We start from the raw sequence: 20657 nt of genomic DNA on the forward strand, positions 1-20657 counted from the left end.
CGCTGATCACGTACCCCGTCGGCCTACCGCAAAAACGCGTTTATCTGCGCATGCTTCTGCGGTAGGCCGATGGCGTAACATGCATATATCGTTGAAACACTCGCGCAAAAAACGACGAACGTGAGAATCCCACCCGCACCGCAATCTCCGCAACCGGCAATTGCGTGGTCGCCAGCAATTCAGCGCCAGCGCGAACGCGCACATCATTTACAAACTCAATCGGCGACTGCCCAACCATGTCGTGAAACAACACCGCGCATTGCGTGCGTCCCACACACCCCGCAGCAGCAATCTGCGCCAACGTAACCCGTTGATGATAATGCTGTTGCACATAATCAATCATGCTGCGCAACGCGGCAATTTTCGCCTCATCAACGCCACCAACACGAGAACCATCCCCTTCTCGTTCCTCCGCAAACGTCGTCAATGCTCGTACCATGGCGTAGAAACAACTCAGTACAGTCAACGATTCACTATCGGACCACAGCTTTCTATACAGCATGTCAACCGGTTCGGATGAAACGAATTCAGAAGAAACCGGACCAGACAACGCCGGATGTTCGTTGCATGTCGAACAGCCGAATTTCGCGCGATGGATTCGTCTGATGCCGTCAACCAGCGCATTACCATATTCGTTGTCGGCATCGAACACGATATATGGCATTGCTGAATCCGTCAGAATCGGCGCTATGAATCGTTCGTATACCGCATTGGGCGCGCCCATTCGCGTGGGATTGAGCAATGTGCATGAGAATTCGCATTCCGCATTGTCTTTGGTGAAACCGTAATGCAATTGTCGCGAGTTAACGAATATGCCTTGCCCTTCATCGAGGCGGATTGTTTCGCCATTCACGAAATACCACATATGGCCGCGCATAATGTAAGTGAATTCGAAATCGATATGCCAATGGCATTCCGCACGCATGTTCGGATATTGGCTCAATAACGAATGCTCGGTGAATGAGAAGAACATCGGAGCGTCGTATTGCACCATTTCCGCACCATTGGGCAAACGTCCCCATCCAGTGATCGGCATGCATACACAAGAAACGTTCAAACCGCCTGCTGCCGCGCTTTCTGCTTGCGGCACGGTCATGTCGCATGCCATATCATTCACCACTGTATTCCACCATTTCGGTAAATAATGCAAATTCTGGGAACGATAATACAGGCAGATACTGTGTTGCCGGGCAATCATGCCATTGAATGATATGCGTAAGACCATTATTGACCAGAAGGGGCGTGCGGCATGCTATCGCACGACTCATAACACAGGAGCATTACCATGGCAGATACTGCAAAGCAGCCAGCGGCAGATGAGTGGGAGCGCATGCTCTCCGGTGAACTGTATGTGGCCGATAGTCCACAACAGCATGCGAATATGCGCAAACGTCGCTTGGTGCAGGCCATCAACACATCCAAGTACGACGCGTTCAAGGAACGTGACGAGCTGTTTCACGAATTGTTCGGTGCCTTTGGAGAAGGCGGATTCGTAGAGCCACCATTCAATTGCGATTATGGATGCAACACGTTCATCGGCAAGAATTTCTATGCCAATATGGATTGCATTTTCCTTGATGTGGCACGCATCACCATCGGTGACCGCGTTTTTTTCGGACCTCGCGTGAGCCTGTACACACCGTATCATCCGATTGATGCGGCCGTACGTTCCTCTGGGCCGGAAGGTGCACGCCCGATCACCATCGGCAATGATGTCTGGTTCGGCGGCAATGTGGTGGTCGGCCCCGGCATTACCATCGGTGACGATGTAGTGATCGGCGCGGGATCGGTAGTGGTCAAGGATATTCCTTCGCATTCGGTGGCAGTCGGCAATCCATGTCGCGTGATCCGTGAGATCACCGATGCCGACCGCGAATATTGGGAAGGCAAGGCAGCGGAATATCGCGCTTGGAAGGATTCGATTCAGTAAATCGTTAGTTCACGCACCGCAATTTCACTCGGGTACGGGCATTGGCTATCATCGCCCACACCCCATCAATGTATTTCTCGTACATTTCCTACACGCACCAACCATCCTCACATCATCATGCAATCTTCCATCACTTGGCGCGAGTTTCTTCGACAGACGTTGACGCTCGCCCTGCCCATCGCGTTTCAACAACTAATGCTGGCGCTGTCATCGTGCGCCGACACACTTATGCTGACGAACGTTGGTCAAAACGAGCTGTCGGCAGTGTCTCTTGCCACGCAGTTCCAGTTCATTTTCAGTTTGTGCCTTGCCGCGCTCACGCTTGGCATGAGTATTCTGGTGGCCCAGTATTGGGGTGCGGGCAACACGAATGCCGTCGAACGGGTATTGGCGTTCATCATGCTGTATGCCGGCGGATTGTCGCTGGCGTTTTTCGCATTGACGCTACTCATTCCGGAAACGTTAATGTCGATTATGACGAACGACATAACGCTGATTGCCATCGGCTCACAGTATTTGCGGGTTTCATCGGTTTCGTACCTGTTCATCGGTTTGTCGCAGATGTATTTGTGTCTGATGAAGAATGTGGGTGCGGCGGTCACCGGAATGACGATAAGCACGGTTGGCGTGATCGTGCATGTTGCGCTGAACGCGGTTCTGATCTATGGTTGGTTCGGTTTACCTGCATTAGGTATTTTCGGCGCGGCGATTTCCACGGTGATTTCCCGAGCCATCGAACTGGTGTGGTCTGTGCTTGTAGCCAGCCGCAATGGTCGCCCACGTTTGCGGTTGTCGATGATGCTGCATCCGGATGTGGCGTTGCAGAAGGATTTTTGGAAGTATAGTCTGCCCGTGCTTGGCAATGAGCTGGTTTGGGGTTGCGGTTTCACCATGTACACCGTGATTATGGGTCATCTTGGTACAGATGCGGTGGCGGCCAATTCCATTGCGAATATCGTCAAGGATCTGTTGGTCTGTTTGAGTCTTGGCCTTGGCAATGCGGGCGGCATTCTTGTCGGTAATCTGCTTGGCCGCAATGCTTTCAATCAGGCGAAGGTTATGGGCAATAGGCTCTGCGTACTGGTGGCAGCAGTTGGCGTTGGAACCGGCCTGTTGATTATCGCGGTACGTCCTTTGGCATTGCAATGGGCGGGATTGACGCCGCAGGCCACGCATTATCTGTCAATTATGCTGTTTATCTGCGCCTATTATGCGGTATGCGGGTGCATGACCAATCTGACTATCGCTGGTATTTTCCCTGCCGGAGGCGATTCCCGGTTCGGACTTGTCTGCGATGCGATCGTTATGTGGCTGATTGTCGTACCGGTCGGTCTATTGGCGGCTTTCGTGTGGAAGCTGCCGGTATTGGCGGTCTATGCTTTGCTGAATACCGACGAATGCATCAAGATGATTCCTGCTTTGCTGCATTATCGAAAGTATCGTTGGGTCAATAATGTGACGAGACAGACCAATTCCGCCGTAGTATCAAACGCATGAAAAACCGGCATCAACAAAGCCCGTGTCATACTGCATTGCACAGTATGACACGGGCTTTGTTATTTGCTGATCTCAATCATGTGATTATTTATTTCATGAGATTGCGCAGCACGTACTGGAGGATGCCTCCGTTGCGGTAGTAGTCGGCCTCGCCAGGAGTGTCGATGCGCACGACTGCATCGAATTCGGTCGTGGAACCGTCACCATGGGTGGCAGTGACATGAACCGTCTTCGGGGTGACGCCATCGTTAAGCTCTTCAACACCAGAAATATCGTATGTTTCAGTGCCATCAAGACCAAGGCTCTCATAGGATTCGCCTGCGGGGAACTGCAACGGCAGCACGCCCATGCCGATCAGGTTCGAACGGTGGATACGTTCAAAGCTTTCGGTGATGACGGCTTTGACACCCAACATGACGGTTCCCTTGGCGGCCCAATCACGAGATGAGCCGGTACCGTATTCCTTGCCTGCGAGCACCACCAACGGTACATCATGTTCGATGTAGTCACGGGACGCCTCGAAAATCGTGGTCGGCTTCTGGTCAAGGAAATCATACGTAAAGCCGCCAGGAGTGACCTCCTCGCCTACAGATGCAAGCAGCTGGTTGCGCAGTCGGATATTGCCGAACGTGCCACGTACCATGACCTCATGGTTGCCTCGACGGGAACCATAGGAGTTGAAGTTCTTCGGTTCGACGCCGCGGTCGGTCAGGTATTTGCCAGCAGGACTGGAAGCTTTGAACGCGCCGGCCGGAGAAATATGGTCGGTGGTCACGGAATCACCAAGCAGCGCGAGCACACGCGCACCATGAATGTCTTCGACGGGATCAGGAGTAGCCTTCATGCCATCGAAGAACGTCTGCTTACGCACGTAGGTGGAATCCTCATTCCATGCGAACAGTTCGCCTTCAGGAACGTCAAGTCCTTTCCAACGACGGTCGCCTTCGAATACGGAAGCGTAATCCTTCAGGAACATCTCACGGCTGACGGTACCATCCACCACGGAGGCGACTTCGCTATTGGTGGGCCAGATATCTTTCAGATACACATCATTGCCGTCCGAATCCTTACCAAGCGGCTGGGTTTCAAAATCAAAATCCATGGTGCCTGCGAGCGCATAGGCGATGACAAGCGGCGGGGACGCCAGGTAGTTCATCTTGACGTCCGGGCTGATGCGGCCTTCGAAATTGCGGTTGCCTGACAGCACTGAGGTGACGGTCAGATCGTTGGCGTTGATGGCTTCGGAGATTTCCGGCAGCAGCGGGCCGGAGTTGCCGATGCAGGTGGCGCAGCCGAAACCGACCAGCTGGTAACCGAGCGCGTCGAGATCGTCTTGCAAGCCAGCCGCCTTAAGATAGTCGGCCACAACCTGGGAGCCCGGTGCGAGCGAGGTCTTGACCCACGGCTTGGGCTTCAAACCCTTGGCATGCGCGTTGCGTGCAATCAGGCCGGCTGCGATCATCACGGACGGATTGGACGTATTCGTGCACGAGGTGATGGAAGCAATCGCCACATCACCGTTGGTGATGTCGAATTCGCCGCGGAAGTCTGTGGAAACGGCAACCGGCTCCTGCACGGTCTTGTCCGTTTCGTACGCGGGCAATGTTTCGGCGAATTTCGCTTTGGATTCAGACAGTTTGATGCGATCCTGCGGGCGCTTCGGGCCTGCGATCGACGGCACGACAGTACCGAGGTCGAGTTCCAGGTATTCGGAATACTGCGGTTCGACGTAGTTTGGATCGGTGGTGTCGCCCCACAGCTTGTTCGCCTTGGCATACGCTTCGACCAATGCGATCTGGTCTTCGGAACGGCCGGTCAAGCGCAGATAGTCGAGAGTGACGCCGTCGATCGGGAAAATGCCACAGGTGGAGCCGAATTCCGGCCCCATGTTGCCGATGGTGGCACGATTGGCCAGCGGCACCGAGGCGATGCCATCACCGTAGAATTCCACGAATTTGCCGACCACACCATGCTGACGAAGCATGTCAGTGATGGTCAGCACCACGTCGGTGGCGGTGACGCCTTCGGGAATGGAACCAATGAGTTTGAAACCGACAACACGCGGCACCAGCATGGAGATCGGCTGGCCAAGCATGGCCGCTTCGGCTTCAATGCCGCCAACGCCCCAGCCGAGCACGCCCAAGCCATTGACGGTGGTGGTGTGCGAGTCAGTGCCCACGCAGGAATCAAGGTAGGCAAGAGTCTTGCCACTGTTTTCTTCGACCTTGGTCATGATGACCTTGGCGAGATATTCGATATTGACCTGGTGGATGATACCCGTTCCCGGCGGTACTACGCGGAAGTTCTTGAATGCTTGCTGGCCCCAACGCAGGAACTGGTAACGTTCGCCGTTGCGCTGGTATTCGATGTCCATGTTTTGTTCGACCGCGTCGGCGATGCCGTACTTGTCAATCTGTACGGAATGGTCGATGACCATGTCGGACTGCACCTGCGGGTTGATGACCTCGGGGTCTCCCCCAAGATCCTTGACCGCATCACGCATGGTGGCAAGATCCACAATGCAAGGCACGCCAGTGAAATCCTGCATGACCACGCGGGACGGGGTGAACTGGATCTCATGGCTCGGCTGTGCAGCCGGATCCCAATCCAACAGTGCCTTGACATGATCATCCGTGATGTTGGCGCCATCGATGTTACGTACCAGGTTCTCGACGAGAACCTTCAACGAATACGGCAGATGATCGATGCCCGGCAGATCTGCGATGCGGTAATATTCATAATCCTCGCCGTTCACCTTCAAGGTGTCGAGCTGGTCGTCGCGCACAGACATGCTACCTCCGAGCTTCTTGGCTGTATAACACAGCTGATTATTCGTTGCCTACGATACAGCCAAGTTAATTCAGCTCTGGCGTGTCTTCTTAAAGTATGGGACAATACTCGGAATTTTCGGTACCAAACGCAAACACACCAAGAACACGAGCGCCGAAAGCGCCATTGCCACCGTCGTCGCAGCCAGCATCTGCCCGGTCGGCACCACCAGCGCAAAGAAATCCGCCACCGGTTTTACGAGCATGCCTCCGAATCCAATTGTGGCAAAGGCCAATACCAATATGCCACGCCAAGAATGCAACGGCCTTGCCACACGTGCAAGCACAAACACTCCCATCATGAGCAGAATAATCGCGTTGACGCCACGCAGCATCGCCAACTGCGCACCCGAATCCTGCACATCCCACTTCATGAATATCGGCAGCAGCCACGACGTGGACAAAATCGACAATCCAACCGCCACACCGCAGGGCACAGCAAAATGCAGCACGCGTTTCAGAAATCCTGGAATATAACGACGTGTGTTCGGTGCCAACGCAAGAATGAACGCCGGAATGCCAATCGTCAATCCGCCCACATATGTGATGTGGCGAGGCAGATACGGAAATGGTATCTGCGTCAACACCACACCCAACGAAATCAGTGCGGAATACACGGTTTTCACGAGGAATAGGCTTGCCACACGTTCCATATTGGCCATGACCTGACGCCCTCGCGCCACCACATCGGGCAGATGTGAGAATTTCGAATCGACAAGCACCACCTGCGCCACGGCCTTGGTGGCGGGAGCAGCATTGCCCATCGCAATACCCAGATCAGCCTCTTTGATGGCGAGCGCGTCGTTCACGCCGTCGCCGGTCATCGCCACCACATGCTCACCCGCATGCAATGCCTCCACGATCGCCTTTTTCTGATCGGGCAGCACACGCCCAAGCACATCCACGTTTTCCAGTACTTGTGCCAGTTCCGTAATGTCGGCGGGCAATTCACGCGCGTCCATGAATCGTGGTTCATGTTCGCCAGTCAGATGCACTTTTCTTGCGATCGCGCCGACGGTTACAGGATTATCGCCGGAGATGACGCGGCAACGCACGCCTTGTTCACGGAACCATGCAAGTGTTTCTTCGGCGTCGGCGCGAATATGTTCGGAACAGCACACCAATGCGATAGGGCGCGATGCCGGATTGAGTTTTGGATTGGTTTCGTAGTCGTCGGGCGCTGCACCGTCGATTCGTGCGACCAGCAGCACACGGTTGCCGTCGTTGGCGAAATCATTGACTTGCTTGAGTATGTCGGCATGGTCGCCATCGATTTGGGAAAGAATGACTTCCGGCGCACCCATCGTCCATACTGCATTGCCGTCATAGATCGAACTCCACTTTCGCGCCGACGAGAACGGTACTCGCGCCTCGACAGTGCCGTCCGCAAATCCCTGTTCCCGTAGTCCAGACAGAATCGCTTGCCCTGTACCATTGGGCTGTCCTTCGTTCGATAGGTCGAATAGAGCCTGTCTGACGTCATGCTCATTCACGTTGCCGCACATAATGCCGGAGCCTCGAGTATCCAGCAATTCCACGGAATCAAGTCGGATGGTGCCGTCGGTGACAGTACCGGTTTTGTCAAGGTTCAGGCAATCCACACGAGCGAGAGTCTCCACGGATTCCAACTCCTGCACCAGCGTGTTCTTACGTGCCAAACGAATGGCTGCGAGCGCAAAATTCAGCGAGGTGAGCAGCACCAGGCCTTCAGGAATCATACCGACCACACCGGCCACTGCGGAAATGACCGCGGAACGCCATTCGCCGGTTGAAATGGCCACATTCCAGCCGCCAACAGTGCGTACCTGCGACCAGATGAGCAGTACGCAGAGCGGCACCACCAGGAAGGTCATGAATTTCAGAATCGTGTTGATGCCCTTGTTGAGGTCAGATACGGTTTTCTTGTAGACCTTCGCCTGTGCGGTAAGTTTGGCCGCGTAACTGTGCTCTCCTACGGCGATGACTTTCACCAATGCCATGCCGGAGATGGCGGTGGATCCGGAGAAAATGTCGCAGCCTTCGCCTTTGCGTACGGTCCGTGATTCGCCGGTGAGCATGGATTCATCCAGTTCCAGTCCCCAAGTGTGCACGATCTGCGCATCCGCGGGTACCTGTTCGCCGGAGCGAATCCACATGAGATCACCGAGCACGATATCGTTGTGCGGTACTTCAACGTCTTTGCCGTCGCGATGCACAAGGTAATCGGAGGCCACCAGAATCGATAGTTTGTCAAGCGTACGTTTGGCTTTCAGCTCGGTACAGATGCCGATACCGGTATTGATGATGATGATCAGACCGAACACCGCATCTCTCCACGACCCGGTGATCAGCACCATGACCATGGCGGCGAAAATGATGCCGTTGAACAGGGTGAACACGTTGGCTCGCACAATGTCGACAAGAGAACGCGAGGTCGATGCTTTGACTGTGTTATTCAGTCCGCTTTCTCTGAGGGCAATCACTTCGCCTTGTGTGAGCCCCGTCTCTTCGATGGGAGGCATTGTTCGACTTTCGCTCATAATTGCCAGCCTACCGTCACAGTCCTGTTTTCTGGGCAACTTCTTGTGAAACACAGGTAAAATTCAGGGAATTTTCAGGGTACTCGCCGAGCGCTGATTTGACATCCATCTCACGTAGGCGGGGCACAGAGCCATGTCAGTGGTCGATTGTAGTCACCAGCATCTCACGGTCGTGGGGATCGTTGTTGGCTACGGCCACGACCGCGTCGTCGAGCGGTGTCGCGTCGGTCATGCGGTCGTTGATGGTCATGGTCGCCGCATAGAGTTTGTTGTCTTCCGGCACGGCGATAGGATTGAGAAGCGCCACTGGAACGCCCGCTTTTCTTGCGGTCTCCAAAGCATCATTCCAGTTTTCGGCATTGGCTTCGTCCACGTCGATTCCTGCGACGACAATGAGGTCGGCCTTGCGTTGCGCCATGTCACGCACGCCTTGCTGCGCGGTGGATTGCGCGTCCACAGTGCCTGAAACGGTAATGTACACCGGCTTGAGTTTACCGGCTTCCATGGCATCCATTGCCATGGAATCGGAGGTGACATCATCCGATCCAATCATAGCTATGGACAGGCTGTCACGATCCTCCATGGAGTGTGCCACCGCAGTATCGGGAGATTGAGTATCCCCCACCGCGGCATTCGACGGCACGCAACCAGATAGCGCCGCGCAAGACAACGCAATCGCAGTCATTCCAAAAAACGCACGACGTGCGAATAATGGCATGCTCACTGCTCGTGCTTTCTGAACAGCGCCACAGTCTCCACATGATGGGTCATGGGGTAAATATCGAACGCGCGAATATCCGCCAATTCGTAGCCAAGTGACACGAGAGTGGCGGTATCTCTGGCGAGGCTTGCCGGATCGCATGCGATATAGACCGCGCTTTTCGCTTCGGCTTCGGCAATCTGCCTGCACACTTTCGCGCGAGCGCCGGCACGAGGTGGATCAAGCACCACCACATCTGGCTTGGCGAGATCATTGCGTACGTTGGCAAGTGTTTTCGCCACATCGCCCACACGCGCATCGACATTGCCCAGATGAATATGCCTCAAATTACGTTGCGCGTTCCTTACCGCGGTTTTGCCGCCTTCGACGCTCAACATGCGAGTGCGCTCCGCCGTCAGCGTGGCCAACGGCAGCGTGAACAGACCCGAACCGGAATACAAATCCCACAGGCATGCGGATTTGGCACCGTCAAGCTCGCCTCGTACCAAATCAATCACATGGTTGGTCAAAGCGATCGGCGCATGCCTATGCATTTGCCAGAAACCGCCTGCATCCACGTTGTATTCGAATTCATGGCCGGCAACAGTCACCTTTTCCGTGAGCTCACGGCTTCCAGCAACCACCTCGCCGTTCACAAGCACTGCGTAATTGTCTGAAATCGGCGCATTATCGCGAGGTTCCGGAACGGATAGACGAATCTGGGAACCTGGTTCGAAGCTCCCTTCCCACACATGCTCACGTTCGGCCACTTCCAGCAACGTACGGCTGGCCAACGGCATGGTATCAATCGGAACGCGCACATGCGTGCCCCGACGGCGCATCGACGGACGCCCGTCAACATCAGCAATCATCTCGATGCGAGTACGCCAATGCAGACCTTGCTCCGCATCGTCTTCCGGCATACGCTCAATGGGCACTTCCACGTCGACGTGGCCAAGTCTTGCCATCTGTTCGGCCACCGACGTGGCTTTCCACTTCAGTTGCCCGGCAAGCGACACATGCACCAAGTCAGCGCCGCCGACACCACCGCCCATGGCAAGGGGGCCGGCCAACGACCATATTGGATCAGTACGGTCTTCGCTCGCTTCGAGCACTTCCACCACTTCGCCTGTCCAGAAGCGGTCCTCACGATCATGCGGCTCGTCCAATGCGACACGGACCAGTTCGCCAGGCAATGCAAATCGCACGAACACAACACGTCCGTCAATATGACCGACGCAACGGCCCTGGTCGGCGTACCGTTCAATGCGGATGGTCGATTCCATCAGTGCTCTTCCCTCGTTTCGGTGTTTTGTGCTACCTCAGCATCGCCTTCAGAAGTTTCCTGCACCATCTTATGCCGGTGCATTGGCGTCGCCACGATCAGATACGAAGCCCAAATCGCGAGCGCCCAGAACGGAATGCCCATCAGCAGACGCGCCGTTCCCAGCCAGCCAACGTGATTGCCGAGATAGAGCGGCACCTGCACGATCAGACGTAGCGAGAACACCCCAATCCACAGCGCGGTGATGATGGTATAGGCACGATTGAGCGCCTTGTCACCTCGCCAATCGGCAAGCCAGACACGAAAATGCTCGGTCGGTAGCGTTCTGATGAACTCGATGACCAATCCTAAGCCAGGCACTCGGGCCAGCAGTGAAATCGTCAGCAAAACAACGTAAAAGGCGTTGGTAAGGAATCCGAACATGTAATAGTTACGAGCTTCGTGACTGTTCCATGCCCAAATCAGGCAGATACCTACTGCCAGCAGGCCTGATACCGATCCCATGACGGACTGTCGTTGGCACAGGCGCACGATCACCTGCAGCACGGCCAACGCCGCGGACACGCCGATGGTCAGTTGCAAATTGGATGTGATGATGAACAACACCACGAACACGACGCCCGGCAGTATCGATTCGATAACGCCCCTCGGACCGCCAATGGCGTCGATCACGGAAAAATCGTCAGTATTACCGGCGTCGGCAAGCGCACCAAGACCGGTTCGTTTTTTCGCTTCAGTTTCAGCCATACGTATTAGCTATCGGTTCAAGTGGCTCAGCGCACTTCAGAGAACATCGGTCCACGAGACAGCGTGGTCTTGACCTCAACCTGCTGGTCGGAGTCGAATGGACCCTTCGGCTTGCCTGGAATCTCAGTCTTCTGCTCAGCCTCTTCCGCAGCGGCCTTTGCCGCCTTGCGTTCGGCTGGAGCGACTGGCGGATGCATAGGAATAAGGTCACGCGGCGCCAACGGATCATCGCCTCGTTCCACCACAATATCGGCGAAGAACTGGTTCAATGCCTTTGCTTCCTCACCCTCAGGATCGGTGGCAGCCTTGCCGGAGAAGATGCCACGTAGCATCCAACGCGGACCGTCGACGCCTACGATGCGGGTAAGCACCTTGCGTCCGCCCTTGACGGTAACCGGCAATGCCAGTTCGGTGCCGAACACGCCTTCGACTTCCTTCGCGTCCTTGTTGGCTTCAATCAGGTCGGCACGAACGTCATCCCACAATCCGAGCGTCTTCGGGGCTGCGAATGCCTCAATCTCCACGCTGGAGGAACCGTAGGTGATGGTGGTGCCAAGAACCTGCTGGGTGGCACGGTTGGCCTTCACGCGCAATTCAATGCCTCTCAGGAACGGCAGATAATACGATCCCATATCGAGGTACTCATCGTAGTCGGGAACGTTCTCATCTTCCACATCCCACGGACCACGCTCGTCACCGCGGCCCTCGTATTCAGCGGAAGACTCCGGAAGCGCCACGACTTCCTGAGCTTCGTCAACGTTTTCAGCTGCGTCAACAGCCTCTTCGTTTTCTTCGGCGGCCGCTTCAAGAGCTTCCTCGCTCTGATGCTTCTTCTTACCGAATCCAAACAATCCCATGATGTTCCTCATTTCATAACGGTTGCAACCGTGACAAGCCTAGCACCCATGCTTAATATGAGCTGGGAATCGGAGCGTGATATTCCAATTCCCAGTCTGTTCACGGTAAGAGATGGCTTAAATGTCATACATAATGCTGAGCGGCGCATGATCGGACCAGCGCAGGTCGTAGGTCGGAGCCTTATCGATCACGAATCCGCAGGCCGTTTCCGCCAGTTCCGGTGTTGCGAACTGATAGTCGATTCTCCAGCCGACATTGTTGTCGAATGCACGACCGCGCTGGCTCCACCATGTGTACGGCCCTTGGATATCTCCGGCGAGATCACGCATCACATCCACAAATTCCAGTTCTCCCAACCATTTGTCCACATAGGCGCGTTCCTCGGAAAGGAATCCGGCATGCGTTTCGTTGGCTTTGGCGTTTTTGATGTCGAGCGGCGTGTGTGCGATGTTGAAATCACCGCAGAGCACCGCTTGTTTTCCGCCGTGTGCCGCCTCGTCACGCAACTGTTCCATGCGTGCCAGCATGGTGTCGAGGAAACGGTACTTCTGCTTCATTTTTTCCGGATCATCGGTATTTCCCGCATGCACATACACGCAGGTCACGGTAATGACATAGCCTTGCGGAGTTTGCACGTCCGCTTCGATCCAGCGTCCGGAATCGACGTCTTCCTCAAGTCCCGGCAAACCATACCGCTTTTCGACAACAGGCAATGTCGACAGTAAACCGACGCCGGCACGCCCTTTGATACGGCAGATTTCGTTCATGCGATTGAGTTCGCTTTGGTCATCGACGCGTCCGGCGGTCGCGTATTCGAAACCGAATTCGTCGAAGATGGGATCGATTTCGTTTTGGGGGGCACGTACCTCCTGCATGCACCATACGTCCGGCGTGTTTTTCGCAGCCCATTGCTCGATGCCTTTGCGTTTCGCCGCGCGGATTCCATTCACATTCGAAGTCGTGATTGTGATCGTCATAACGTCTTAGAGTAGCCGGAATACAAGAAAACCTCCCTCGGAGGGAGGGAGGTTTTCCAGACGGCGGACGCGATCAGTCGAGTCCGAGCTGCAGCTTGCCGCCCGGGATGGCGTCCAGCAGATCGCGAGTGTACTGCTTCTTCGGATGGTCGAAGACCTCGTCGGTGGTGGCGTGTTCCACCAGCTTACCGTGCTGCATCACCACGACTTCGTCGGCGATCTGGCGTACCACCGCCAGATCATGGGTGATGAACAGGTAGCTCAGTCCCTTTTCCGCCTGCAGGTCGTTGAGCAGGCGAAGCACCTGGTCCTGCACCAGCACGTCCAATGCGGAGACGGCTTCGTCGCAGACGATCACATCCGGGTCGAGGGCCATGGCGCGCGCGATGGCGATGCGCTGCCTTTGGCCGCCGGAAAGCTCGTTCGGGTAACGGTTCATCACCGATTCCGGCAGTTCCACCATGTCGATGAGTTCACGCACGCGCTTGGCACGGCTCTTCTTGTCTCCGATGCCGTGGATGCGCAACGGCTCCTCGATAGACCGGTAGATGGAGTACATGGGATCGAGCGATCCGTACGGGTTCTGGAATACCGGCTGCACGTGACGTCGGAAGTCAAGCAGCTCCTTGCCTTTGAAGCCGGAGATGTCCCTGCCGTCATAGGTGACGGTGCCGGCGGTTGGTTCGAGCAGCTTCAGCACCATGTTGGCCACGGTGGACTTGCCGGAACCGGATTCGCCGACGATGGCCAGCGTGGTACCCTTCTTGATGGAGAAGCTCACATCGTCGACCGCCTTGAACATCTCCTTCTTGCGCGGCAGCTTGAATTCCTTGGTCAGGTGGTCCACCGTGATGATGGCTTCGCCCTTCTTCAGGGAATCCTCGTTCACCGCGTGTTCCATGACCGCGGTGGCATCGCCGCCATGCTCCTTGACGGAGATAATGCGCTGAGAGGCCAAGGACGGCGCCGCGGCGACCAGACGCTTGGCGTATGGATGCTGCGGATGCTGCAGCACTTCCAGGGAAGGACCGGATTCCACGACCTGGCCCTTGTACATGACCACGATGTGCTGGGCGCGTTCCGCGGCCAGACCGAGATCGTGGGTGATGAACAGCACCGCGGTTCCCAGGGAATCGGTCAGCATGTGCAGATGGTCGAGGATCTTCTTCTGCACGGTCACGTCGAGCGCGGAGGTCGGCTCGTCGGCGATGAGCAGTTCCGGACGGCAGGCCAGACCGATGGCGATCAACGCGCGCTGGCGCATGCCGCCGGAGAATTCGTGCGGGAACTGGCGGGCACGGGTGGCGGCGTCAGGCAGGCCGGCCTCGGACAGCAGACCGGCGATGCGGTCGTCCATGGTGGAGCCGACCACATACTTCTTGGCGATGTACCATGCGTCATCGTCCTTCACACCGGCTTTGATCAGGCCATCAGCCACACGCCAGCGGGTTTCGGATCCCGGAACCCATTCCTCGGCGAACCGGGCCATGATCTTGTCAAGTTCGTCACCGCTCTTGCCGATCTTGACAAGAGCTTCCTTGGCTGCGGCGGTCAGATCAGGCAGTTCCTTGGAGCCGAGGAAGGTCTCGTCGTCATTGCCCTTGAGCTCCACTTCGTCGCCGGCCAAAGCCTTGGCGAATTCGGAACGCTTTTCGTGGTCGATGTCCATGTTGTTGGCCACCAACGCTTCCTTGACCTGGGTGCCGATGCGCCACACCGGGTTCAGGTTGCTCATCGGATCCTGCGGGACAAGACCCATCTTGTTGCCACGGAGCTTGTCGAAGTCCTTCTGCTTGAAGCCGGAGATCTCCTGTCCATCAAGCTTGATGGAGCCGCCGACAACATGGCCGGTTCCCGGAAGCAGGCCAAGCACGGCCATGGCGGAGGTGGACTTGCCGGAACCGGATTCGCCGACGATGGCCACCCACTGGCCAGGATACACGCTGAAGGACGAGTTGCGCACGGCATGCACGGCCTTGCCTTCATCGGTGGTGAAGTCAACCTGAAGGTTCTTGACCTCCAATAGCGGCTCGTGGGCGCGCTGCATGGCCTCGAGATTGTTCTCGGTATTCATTTCAGTCATCGAATATCCCTTCACTTACACTCAGGCCGTACGGCTCTTCGGATCGAGCGCGTCCTTGACGGCGTCACCCATCATGATGAATGCCAGCACGGTGATGGCCAGTGCGGCGGACGGGTAGAACAGCACCATCGGGTCGGTTCGGAGCATCGACTGCGCGCTGGAGATGTCGCCGCCCCAGCTGACGGTGGTGGTCGGCAGACCGATGCCGAGGAAGCTCAGCGTGGCCTCCGAGACGATGTAGGAGCCGAGGGATGTGGTGCCCACAACGATGATCGGCGCGAGGGAGTTCGGCAGAATGTGGCGGAACAGGTTGCGCATCGGCGTCGAGCCCAACGCGGTGGACGCGGTGTTGAATTCCAGATTCTTCGATTCCAGCACGGCGCCTCGCGCGATGCGCGCGGTGCCGACCCAGCCGAACAGGGCGAGGACCAGAACGACCTTCCAGATGGAATCGTTGGTTCGGAACATCTGCAGAACGACGATCGCGCCCAGCAGCATCGGCAACGCCATGAAGATATCGACGATGCGGCTCAGGATCGCATCCACCCAGCCGCCGAAGAAGCCGGCGATGGCGCCGATCAGCGTGCCGACCAGCACCACCAACAGCGTGGACAGGATGCCGACGCTCAGCGAGGTGCGCGTGCCGTAGATCACGCGGGTGTACACGTCGCAGCCCTGCACGTCGAATCCGAACGGATGGCCCGCGGAGGCGGGCTCCAAGGAGTTGTCGAGCGTGCAGTAATTCGGATCCTGCTTGGTGAACACGCCTGGGAACAACGCCACGAACACGATGAACAGGATCAACAATCCGGAAATGATGAACAGCGGGTTTCTGCGCAGCGTGCGCCACGCATCGGCCCACATGCTGGTGGCGGGAACGGAGTCGTCGACGTTGTCGACGCTCTGCAACGGGGTCTCCTCGATCGGGGCGACGTAGCGTTCCTGCCCGGGAAGGGCGGTCATTGTTTTCTCATCAGTCATGATAGTTGCGACTCCTTCCCTATCACGCGTAACGGATGCGCGGATCAAGCGCGGCATACAGCAGATCGACCAACAGGTTGCAGACCACGAAGATCAGGGTCAGCAACGTGACGACGGAGACCACGACGTTGGCTTCGCCCTTGAGGATGCTCTGGTAGGTCAGGAAACCGACGCCATGGATGTTGAAGATCTGTTCCGTGATCATGGCGCCGCCCATCAGCGCGCCCAGATCCTGGCCGAGGTAGGTGACGACGGGAATCATCGAATTGCGCAGCACATGGCGTAGCATGACGGACTTGTTGCTCATGCCCTTGGCGCGTGCGGTGCGCACGTAATCCTCGGAGATGTTGGAGGAGATCTCGGAACGCGACAATCGGATGATATAGGCCATGGAAACGGAACCGAGCACCATAGCCGGCATCAGCAGATCGAAGAATCCCGGATCGGCACCTGCGGTGACCGGCAGGATGCGCCATTTCACACCGAGGAAATACTGGCCGAGGAAGCCGGTGACGAACGTCGGCACGGAAATCAGCAGCAACGAGACAATCAGAATCAGGGAATCGTACCACTTGCCCTTCTTCAGGCCGGCGATCACGCCGAACACCACGCCGAAGATGGCTTCGAACACGAATGCCATCAGACCGAGCCTGATGGTGACCGGGAATGCGCTCGTGATCTCGCCAAGCACCGACTGGCCGGAGAATGTCTGGCCGAAATCAAGCGTCAACGCGTTCTTCAAGAACAAGAGATACTGGATGATGAATGGCTTGTCGAGGTTGTACTCGGCGCGAATCTGCATTTCGACGGCGTGATTGACGGGCTTGTCTCCGAACATGGCCTTGACCGGGTCTCCCGGAAGAGCAAAGACAAGAGCGTACACCAACAATGTAGTGCCGAGAACCACTGGAATCATCTGCAGAATGCGGCGCAGAAGATATTTGCCCATTTTTGGTTGCTCCTTTTCCATATTCCGGTTGGCCGCCAGTCCGTACTGACCTGCGAATGAGGCCTCACCAGAATCAAATACCCCGTAAGTCTACCGCATCGGCAGACTTATGTTGCGCCAAACTAAAGAAATCCTGAGAATCCGCCATTCAACGGCTGCGAAATCCTCTCGCGCGGCTGGCGGAGAACCGGAAAAAATAGACAAAATCAGTCGATGAAACCAAAAACCTCCGCATATGCGTTCCATGAGCGCAGCACATGCTGAATGCATTCGGCGAATTATCTGAAAGCATCCATCAGCAGGGAGCGTGCGCACGGAATACGAAAAAGGGAAACAGGGTGTACCCTGTTTCCCTTGTCACAGCGAAGTGAATCCTATGACGGATCGGAATCCGCCATCAGCCTCACTTGGTGAGCTCGTTGTAGACCGGCAGGTTCTGCCAATTCATCTCGAAGCCCTTCACGCCGGTCGCGGCCACGCCGTTGGCGTTGGAGTAGTACAGCGGGAAGGCAGGAAGCTCCTTGAGCAGAATCTCCTGAGCCTGCTGGTAGATCTTGTTGGCCTCATCGGTGTTCTTCGCGGCGGAGGCCTCGGAGCACAGCTTGTCGAACTCGGCGTTCTTGTAGTCGCCGTCGTTCGAACCGTTGCCGTCGGCGGCCGCGGAGGAGTACAGCTGGTAGAGGTAGTTCTCCGGGGACGGGTAGTCTGGCTGCCAACCGGTGCGGAAGGCGCCCTTGATGGAGCGGTTGGTCACGTCGTTACGGAATTCCTGGAAGGTAGGAATCGGGTTGGTGGCCACGTCGATGCCCAGGGTGTTCTTCACGGAGTTCACCACGGCGTCGTAGATCGACTTCGCACCGCCGTCGGCGTTGTAGGCGAAGGTGAGCTTGCCGTCGTAGTGGGAGATGGCCTCGGCCTTGGCCCACAGTTCCTTGGCCTTCTTCGGGTTGTACTTCAGGTTCTCGCTGCCCTTGAGGGAGTCGGAGTAGCCCGGGGTGAGCGGGGAGGTGAATTCGACGGCCGGGGTGCCCAGACCGTTGAGCACCTTCTTGCAGATGGCGCCGCGGTCGATGGCCATGGACAGCGCCTGACGGCGGAGCTGGCCTTCCTCGGTGTTGGTCTGCCAGTGTTCCAGAGATGCCGGGATGGTGAAGGTCTGGCTCACGGAGCCGGCCTTGCTGTACGGCTGGACAGAAGAGTCGGACTTGAAGGTCTTGGAAGCGGAGGTCGGAACGGTGTTCATCACGTCGAGGTTGCCGGCCTGGATGTCGGCGTATGCGGCCTCGTCATCGGTGTAGATTTTGAGGGTCACACCGTCGTTCTTCACCACTTCGTTGCCCTTGTAGGCGTTGTTCTTGACGAGTTCGATCTGCTTGTTGTGGCTCCAGGACTTGAACTTGTACGGGCCGTTGCCGACCGGCTTCTCGCCGAAGGCCTTCGGATCCTTGTAGAAGGATTCCGGCAGCGGGGCGAAAGCGCTGTAGCCGACCTTGATGGCGAACACGGAGTCAGGCTGGTTCAGGTCGACGGTGAACTCGTGGTCGTTGACGACCTTGAGGCCTTCGAGCTGCTCGTCGCCCTTGAGGTTGTCGGTGTCCTGCAGCTTGTCGAAGCCCTTGATGGTGGAGAAGAACGAGGAGCACTTCTGCGCGTTCTTGGCGTTGGCGACGTAGCTCCAGGCCTTGGTGAAGGATTCGGCGGTCACTGGGGTGCCGTCAGCGAACTTCCAGCCGCTCTTGATCTTGATGTCGAACTGGGTGCCGTCGTCATTGGACTTGATGGACTCGGCGACTTCGTTCTGCGCGTTGCCCTTCGTGTCGTAGGAAACCAGACGGGCGAACAGCAGGTCGACCGGGATGCCGCCGCCGGTCTCGTTGGTGTTGCCCGGGATGAGCGGGTTCTGCGGTTCGGAATTGTATGCGGTGATGACGTTGGAACCCTTGTCAGCGGTGGAGCCACCGTTGGAAGAGCCGCAACCGCTGAGCAGCATGCCGAATGCGCATGCGGCCGCAGCGAAAGCCAGAGCTTTCTTCTTCATGGAATTCATATTCTCCTTATCCATTATTTCCAGAGCCGTAAGACCCTGTTCAAAAAGAAGGCGGGCGTCAATACCGTGGCATCAACGTCCGTCTTCGTTCTGATAGTGGGTTCATTATCACTCGATTGAGGGACAACCACTCCATATCCGAGGGAGGCCCATGCAAAATAGTCCAATCAAAACTCATCATCTGATAAAACAAACCGTTTTTCCCTCTTATCGCCGGAACAACTTATCCGCATCGTGTGTATGGACGGATACGGACATATCTGTTCGCTGTCAGCGTACTTTGCCGATTCGTGTCATGCCCGTGGAAACGCCTGTCCGTAACGGGCCTTCAACTGTTCTATGGATACATGCGTGTAACGTTGCGTGGTCTTCAGCGAGGAATGTCCCAGGAGCTCCTGCACCTCACGCAAATCCGCTCCCCCGTCAAGCATATGCGTAGCGGCACTGTGCCGCAGAGCATGAGGACTAATGTCGGGAACGCCGGCATCACGCGCGCATGCGTGCACCACACGACGTACCATCCGCTGATCAATGCGTTTGCCTTGTCTCCCAAGAAACAACGCAGCTGCGGACTGCTCCCCCACCAACAGGGGACGCCCATCATCCAACCACCGACGTATCGCTTTTTGCGCCGGAGCGCCAAATGGCATGACTCGTTGTTTGTTGCCTTTGCCGGTCACTTTGACCGTCCGATTGGAAAAGACCACATCCGGTACATCGAGTCCCACCAGTTCAGCCACACGCATGCCCGTCGCATACAACAGTTCCAGCATTGCAGCGTCACGCAGCTCAATGGCCCGCTGCTTCATTGTCCGTTCCTTCGGCTGAGACGTTTCACTGTCCTCGTCCACGCGTTCCATCAGCTGTTCGGCCTGTGATTCGCTGAGCACATCCGGCAACGTATCAGGTATTTTCGGAGTCATGAGCACACAAGCCGGATCCGTCGTCGTCACGCCATGCTCATGCGTCCACGCGAAAAAACCACGTACCGCCACGGTTTTTCGGGCCATGCTGCTTTTCGCATGTTTCTTCGATGATTCCGCCATCCACATGCGAAGATCTTCGATGGTCACCTCGTTAAGGTTCCTGCATCCAAGCCGTTCCAAGGCAAGCAGACATTCTTCGACATCGCCTCGGTATGCCTTCCGTGTGTTTTCGCTCAATCCACGGTTGGCTTTCAGATATGTGTCGAATGCCTCTACACTCTCATCGAACAGCATGCCGATCAGCCTTTCCCGAGCTCAATAGCAAGCCCA

At 56.4% G+C, this 20657-nt stretch carries 15 protein-coding genes; 2 read left to right on the forward strand and 13 right to left on the reverse strand.

All coding sequences use genetic code 11. The features are described 5' to 3' along the window. Positions 1-40: 40 nt before the first annotated feature. Positions 41-1108: an AraC family transcriptional regulator gene (locus BBKW_RS06840; RefSeq protein WP_331709051.1), complete on the reverse strand. Its 1068-nt coding sequence runs from the start codon at positions 1106-1108 to the stop codon at positions 41-43. A 177-nt stretch (positions 1109-1285) separates the two neighbouring features. Between BBKW_RS06840 and BBKW_RS06845 the strand changes: the two genes are divergently transcribed. Both BBKW_RS06845 and BBKW_RS06850 read left to right on the forward strand, forming a co-directional pair. Further along, complete coding sequence (locus BBKW_RS06845) at positions 1286-1930, forward strand: sugar O-acetyltransferase (RefSeq protein WP_033500532.1); 645 nt, start codon at positions 1286-1288, stop codon at positions 1928-1930. A gap of 117 nt (positions 1931-2047) precedes the next feature. Next, a complete protein-coding gene (locus BBKW_RS06850; RefSeq protein ID WP_033500531.1) occupies positions 2048-3427 on the forward strand; it encodes an MATE family efflux transporter in 1380 nt (459 codons plus the stop codon). Between the two features lie 88 nt (positions 3428-3515). On the opposite strand, the gene acnA is transcribed toward BBKW_RS06850, so the two are convergent. The 12 genes from acnA to BBKW_RS06910 form a co-directional block, all read right to left on the reverse strand. Next, positions 3516-6218, reverse strand: a complete 2703-nt coding sequence (gene acnA / locus BBKW_RS06855; RefSeq protein WP_033500530.1) for an aconitate hydratase AcnA — start codon at positions 6216-6218, stop codon at positions 3516-3518. 69 nt (positions 6219-6287) lie between these two features. Continuing rightward, complete coding sequence (locus BBKW_RS06860; RefSeq protein WP_033500529.1) at positions 6288-8774, reverse strand: HAD-IC family P-type ATPase; 2487 nt, start codon at positions 8772-8774, stop codon at positions 6288-6290. Between the two features lie 136 nt (positions 8775-8910). Next, positions 8911-9492: a type 1 periplasmic-binding domain-containing protein gene (locus BBKW_RS06865; protein WP_033500528.1), complete on the reverse strand. Its 582-nt coding sequence runs from the start codon at positions 9490-9492 to the stop codon at positions 8911-8913. Between the two features lie 2 nt (positions 9493-9494). Continuing rightward, positions 9495-10760 carry a class I SAM-dependent RNA methyltransferase gene (locus tag BBKW_RS06870; protein ID WP_033500527.1) on the reverse strand — a complete coding sequence of 422 codons (1266 nt, stop codon included), beginning with the start codon at positions 10758-10760 and terminating at the stop codon, positions 9495-9497. Next, a complete protein-coding gene (locus BBKW_RS06875) occupies positions 10760-11506 on the reverse strand; it encodes a DUF3159 domain-containing protein (protein WP_033500526.1) in 747 nt (248 codons plus the stop codon). Before BBKW_RS06875 ends, BBKW_RS06870 begins: the two co-directional genes overlap by 1 nt. A 26-nt stretch (positions 11507-11532) precedes the next feature. Continuing rightward, positions 11533-12363, reverse strand: coding sequence for a DUF3710 domain-containing protein (locus BBKW_RS06880; RefSeq protein WP_033500525.1), 831 nt, complete (start codon positions 12361-12363; stop codon positions 11533-11535). A 117-nt stretch (positions 12364-12480) separates the two neighbouring features. After that, positions 12481-13341, reverse strand: coding sequence for an exodeoxyribonuclease III (locus BBKW_RS06885; protein WP_033500524.1), 861 nt, complete (start codon positions 13339-13341; stop codon positions 12481-12483). A gap of 73 nt (positions 13342-13414) precedes the next feature. Then, positions 13415-15424: a dipeptide ABC transporter ATP-binding protein gene (locus BBKW_RS06890; protein ID WP_033500523.1), complete on the reverse strand. Its 2010-nt coding sequence runs from the start codon at positions 15422-15424 to the stop codon at positions 13415-13417. A gap of 21 nt (positions 15425-15445) precedes the next feature. Beyond that, positions 15446-16405: an ABC transporter permease gene (locus BBKW_RS06895; protein ID WP_033500522.1), complete on the reverse strand. Its 960-nt coding sequence runs from the start codon at positions 16403-16405 to the stop codon at positions 15446-15448. A gap of 22 nt (positions 16406-16427) precedes the next feature. Next, the gene (locus BBKW_RS06900) at positions 16428-17354 is read right to left on the reverse strand and encodes an ABC transporter permease (protein WP_033500521.1); all 927 of its coding nucleotides are present in this window, start codon (positions 17352-17354) and stop codon (positions 16428-16430) included. 403 nt (positions 17355-17757) lie between these two features. Next, positions 17758-19392, reverse strand: a complete 1635-nt coding sequence (locus BBKW_RS06905) for a peptide ABC transporter substrate-binding protein (protein ID WP_033500602.1) — start codon at positions 19390-19392, stop codon at positions 17758-17760. Between the two features lie 302 nt (positions 19393-19694). Next, a complete protein-coding gene (locus BBKW_RS06910; RefSeq protein WP_033500520.1) occupies positions 19695-20621 on the reverse strand; it encodes a tyrosine recombinase XerC in 927 nt (308 codons plus the stop codon). Between the last annotated feature and the right edge of the window lie 36 nt (positions 20622-20657).

This window comes from Bifidobacterium catenulatum subsp. kashiwanohense JCM 15439 = DSM 21854, from assembly GCF_001042615.1.
Classification (GTDB): domain Bacteria; phylum Actinomycetota; class Actinomycetes; order Actinomycetales; family Bifidobacteriaceae; genus Bifidobacterium; species Bifidobacterium catenulatum.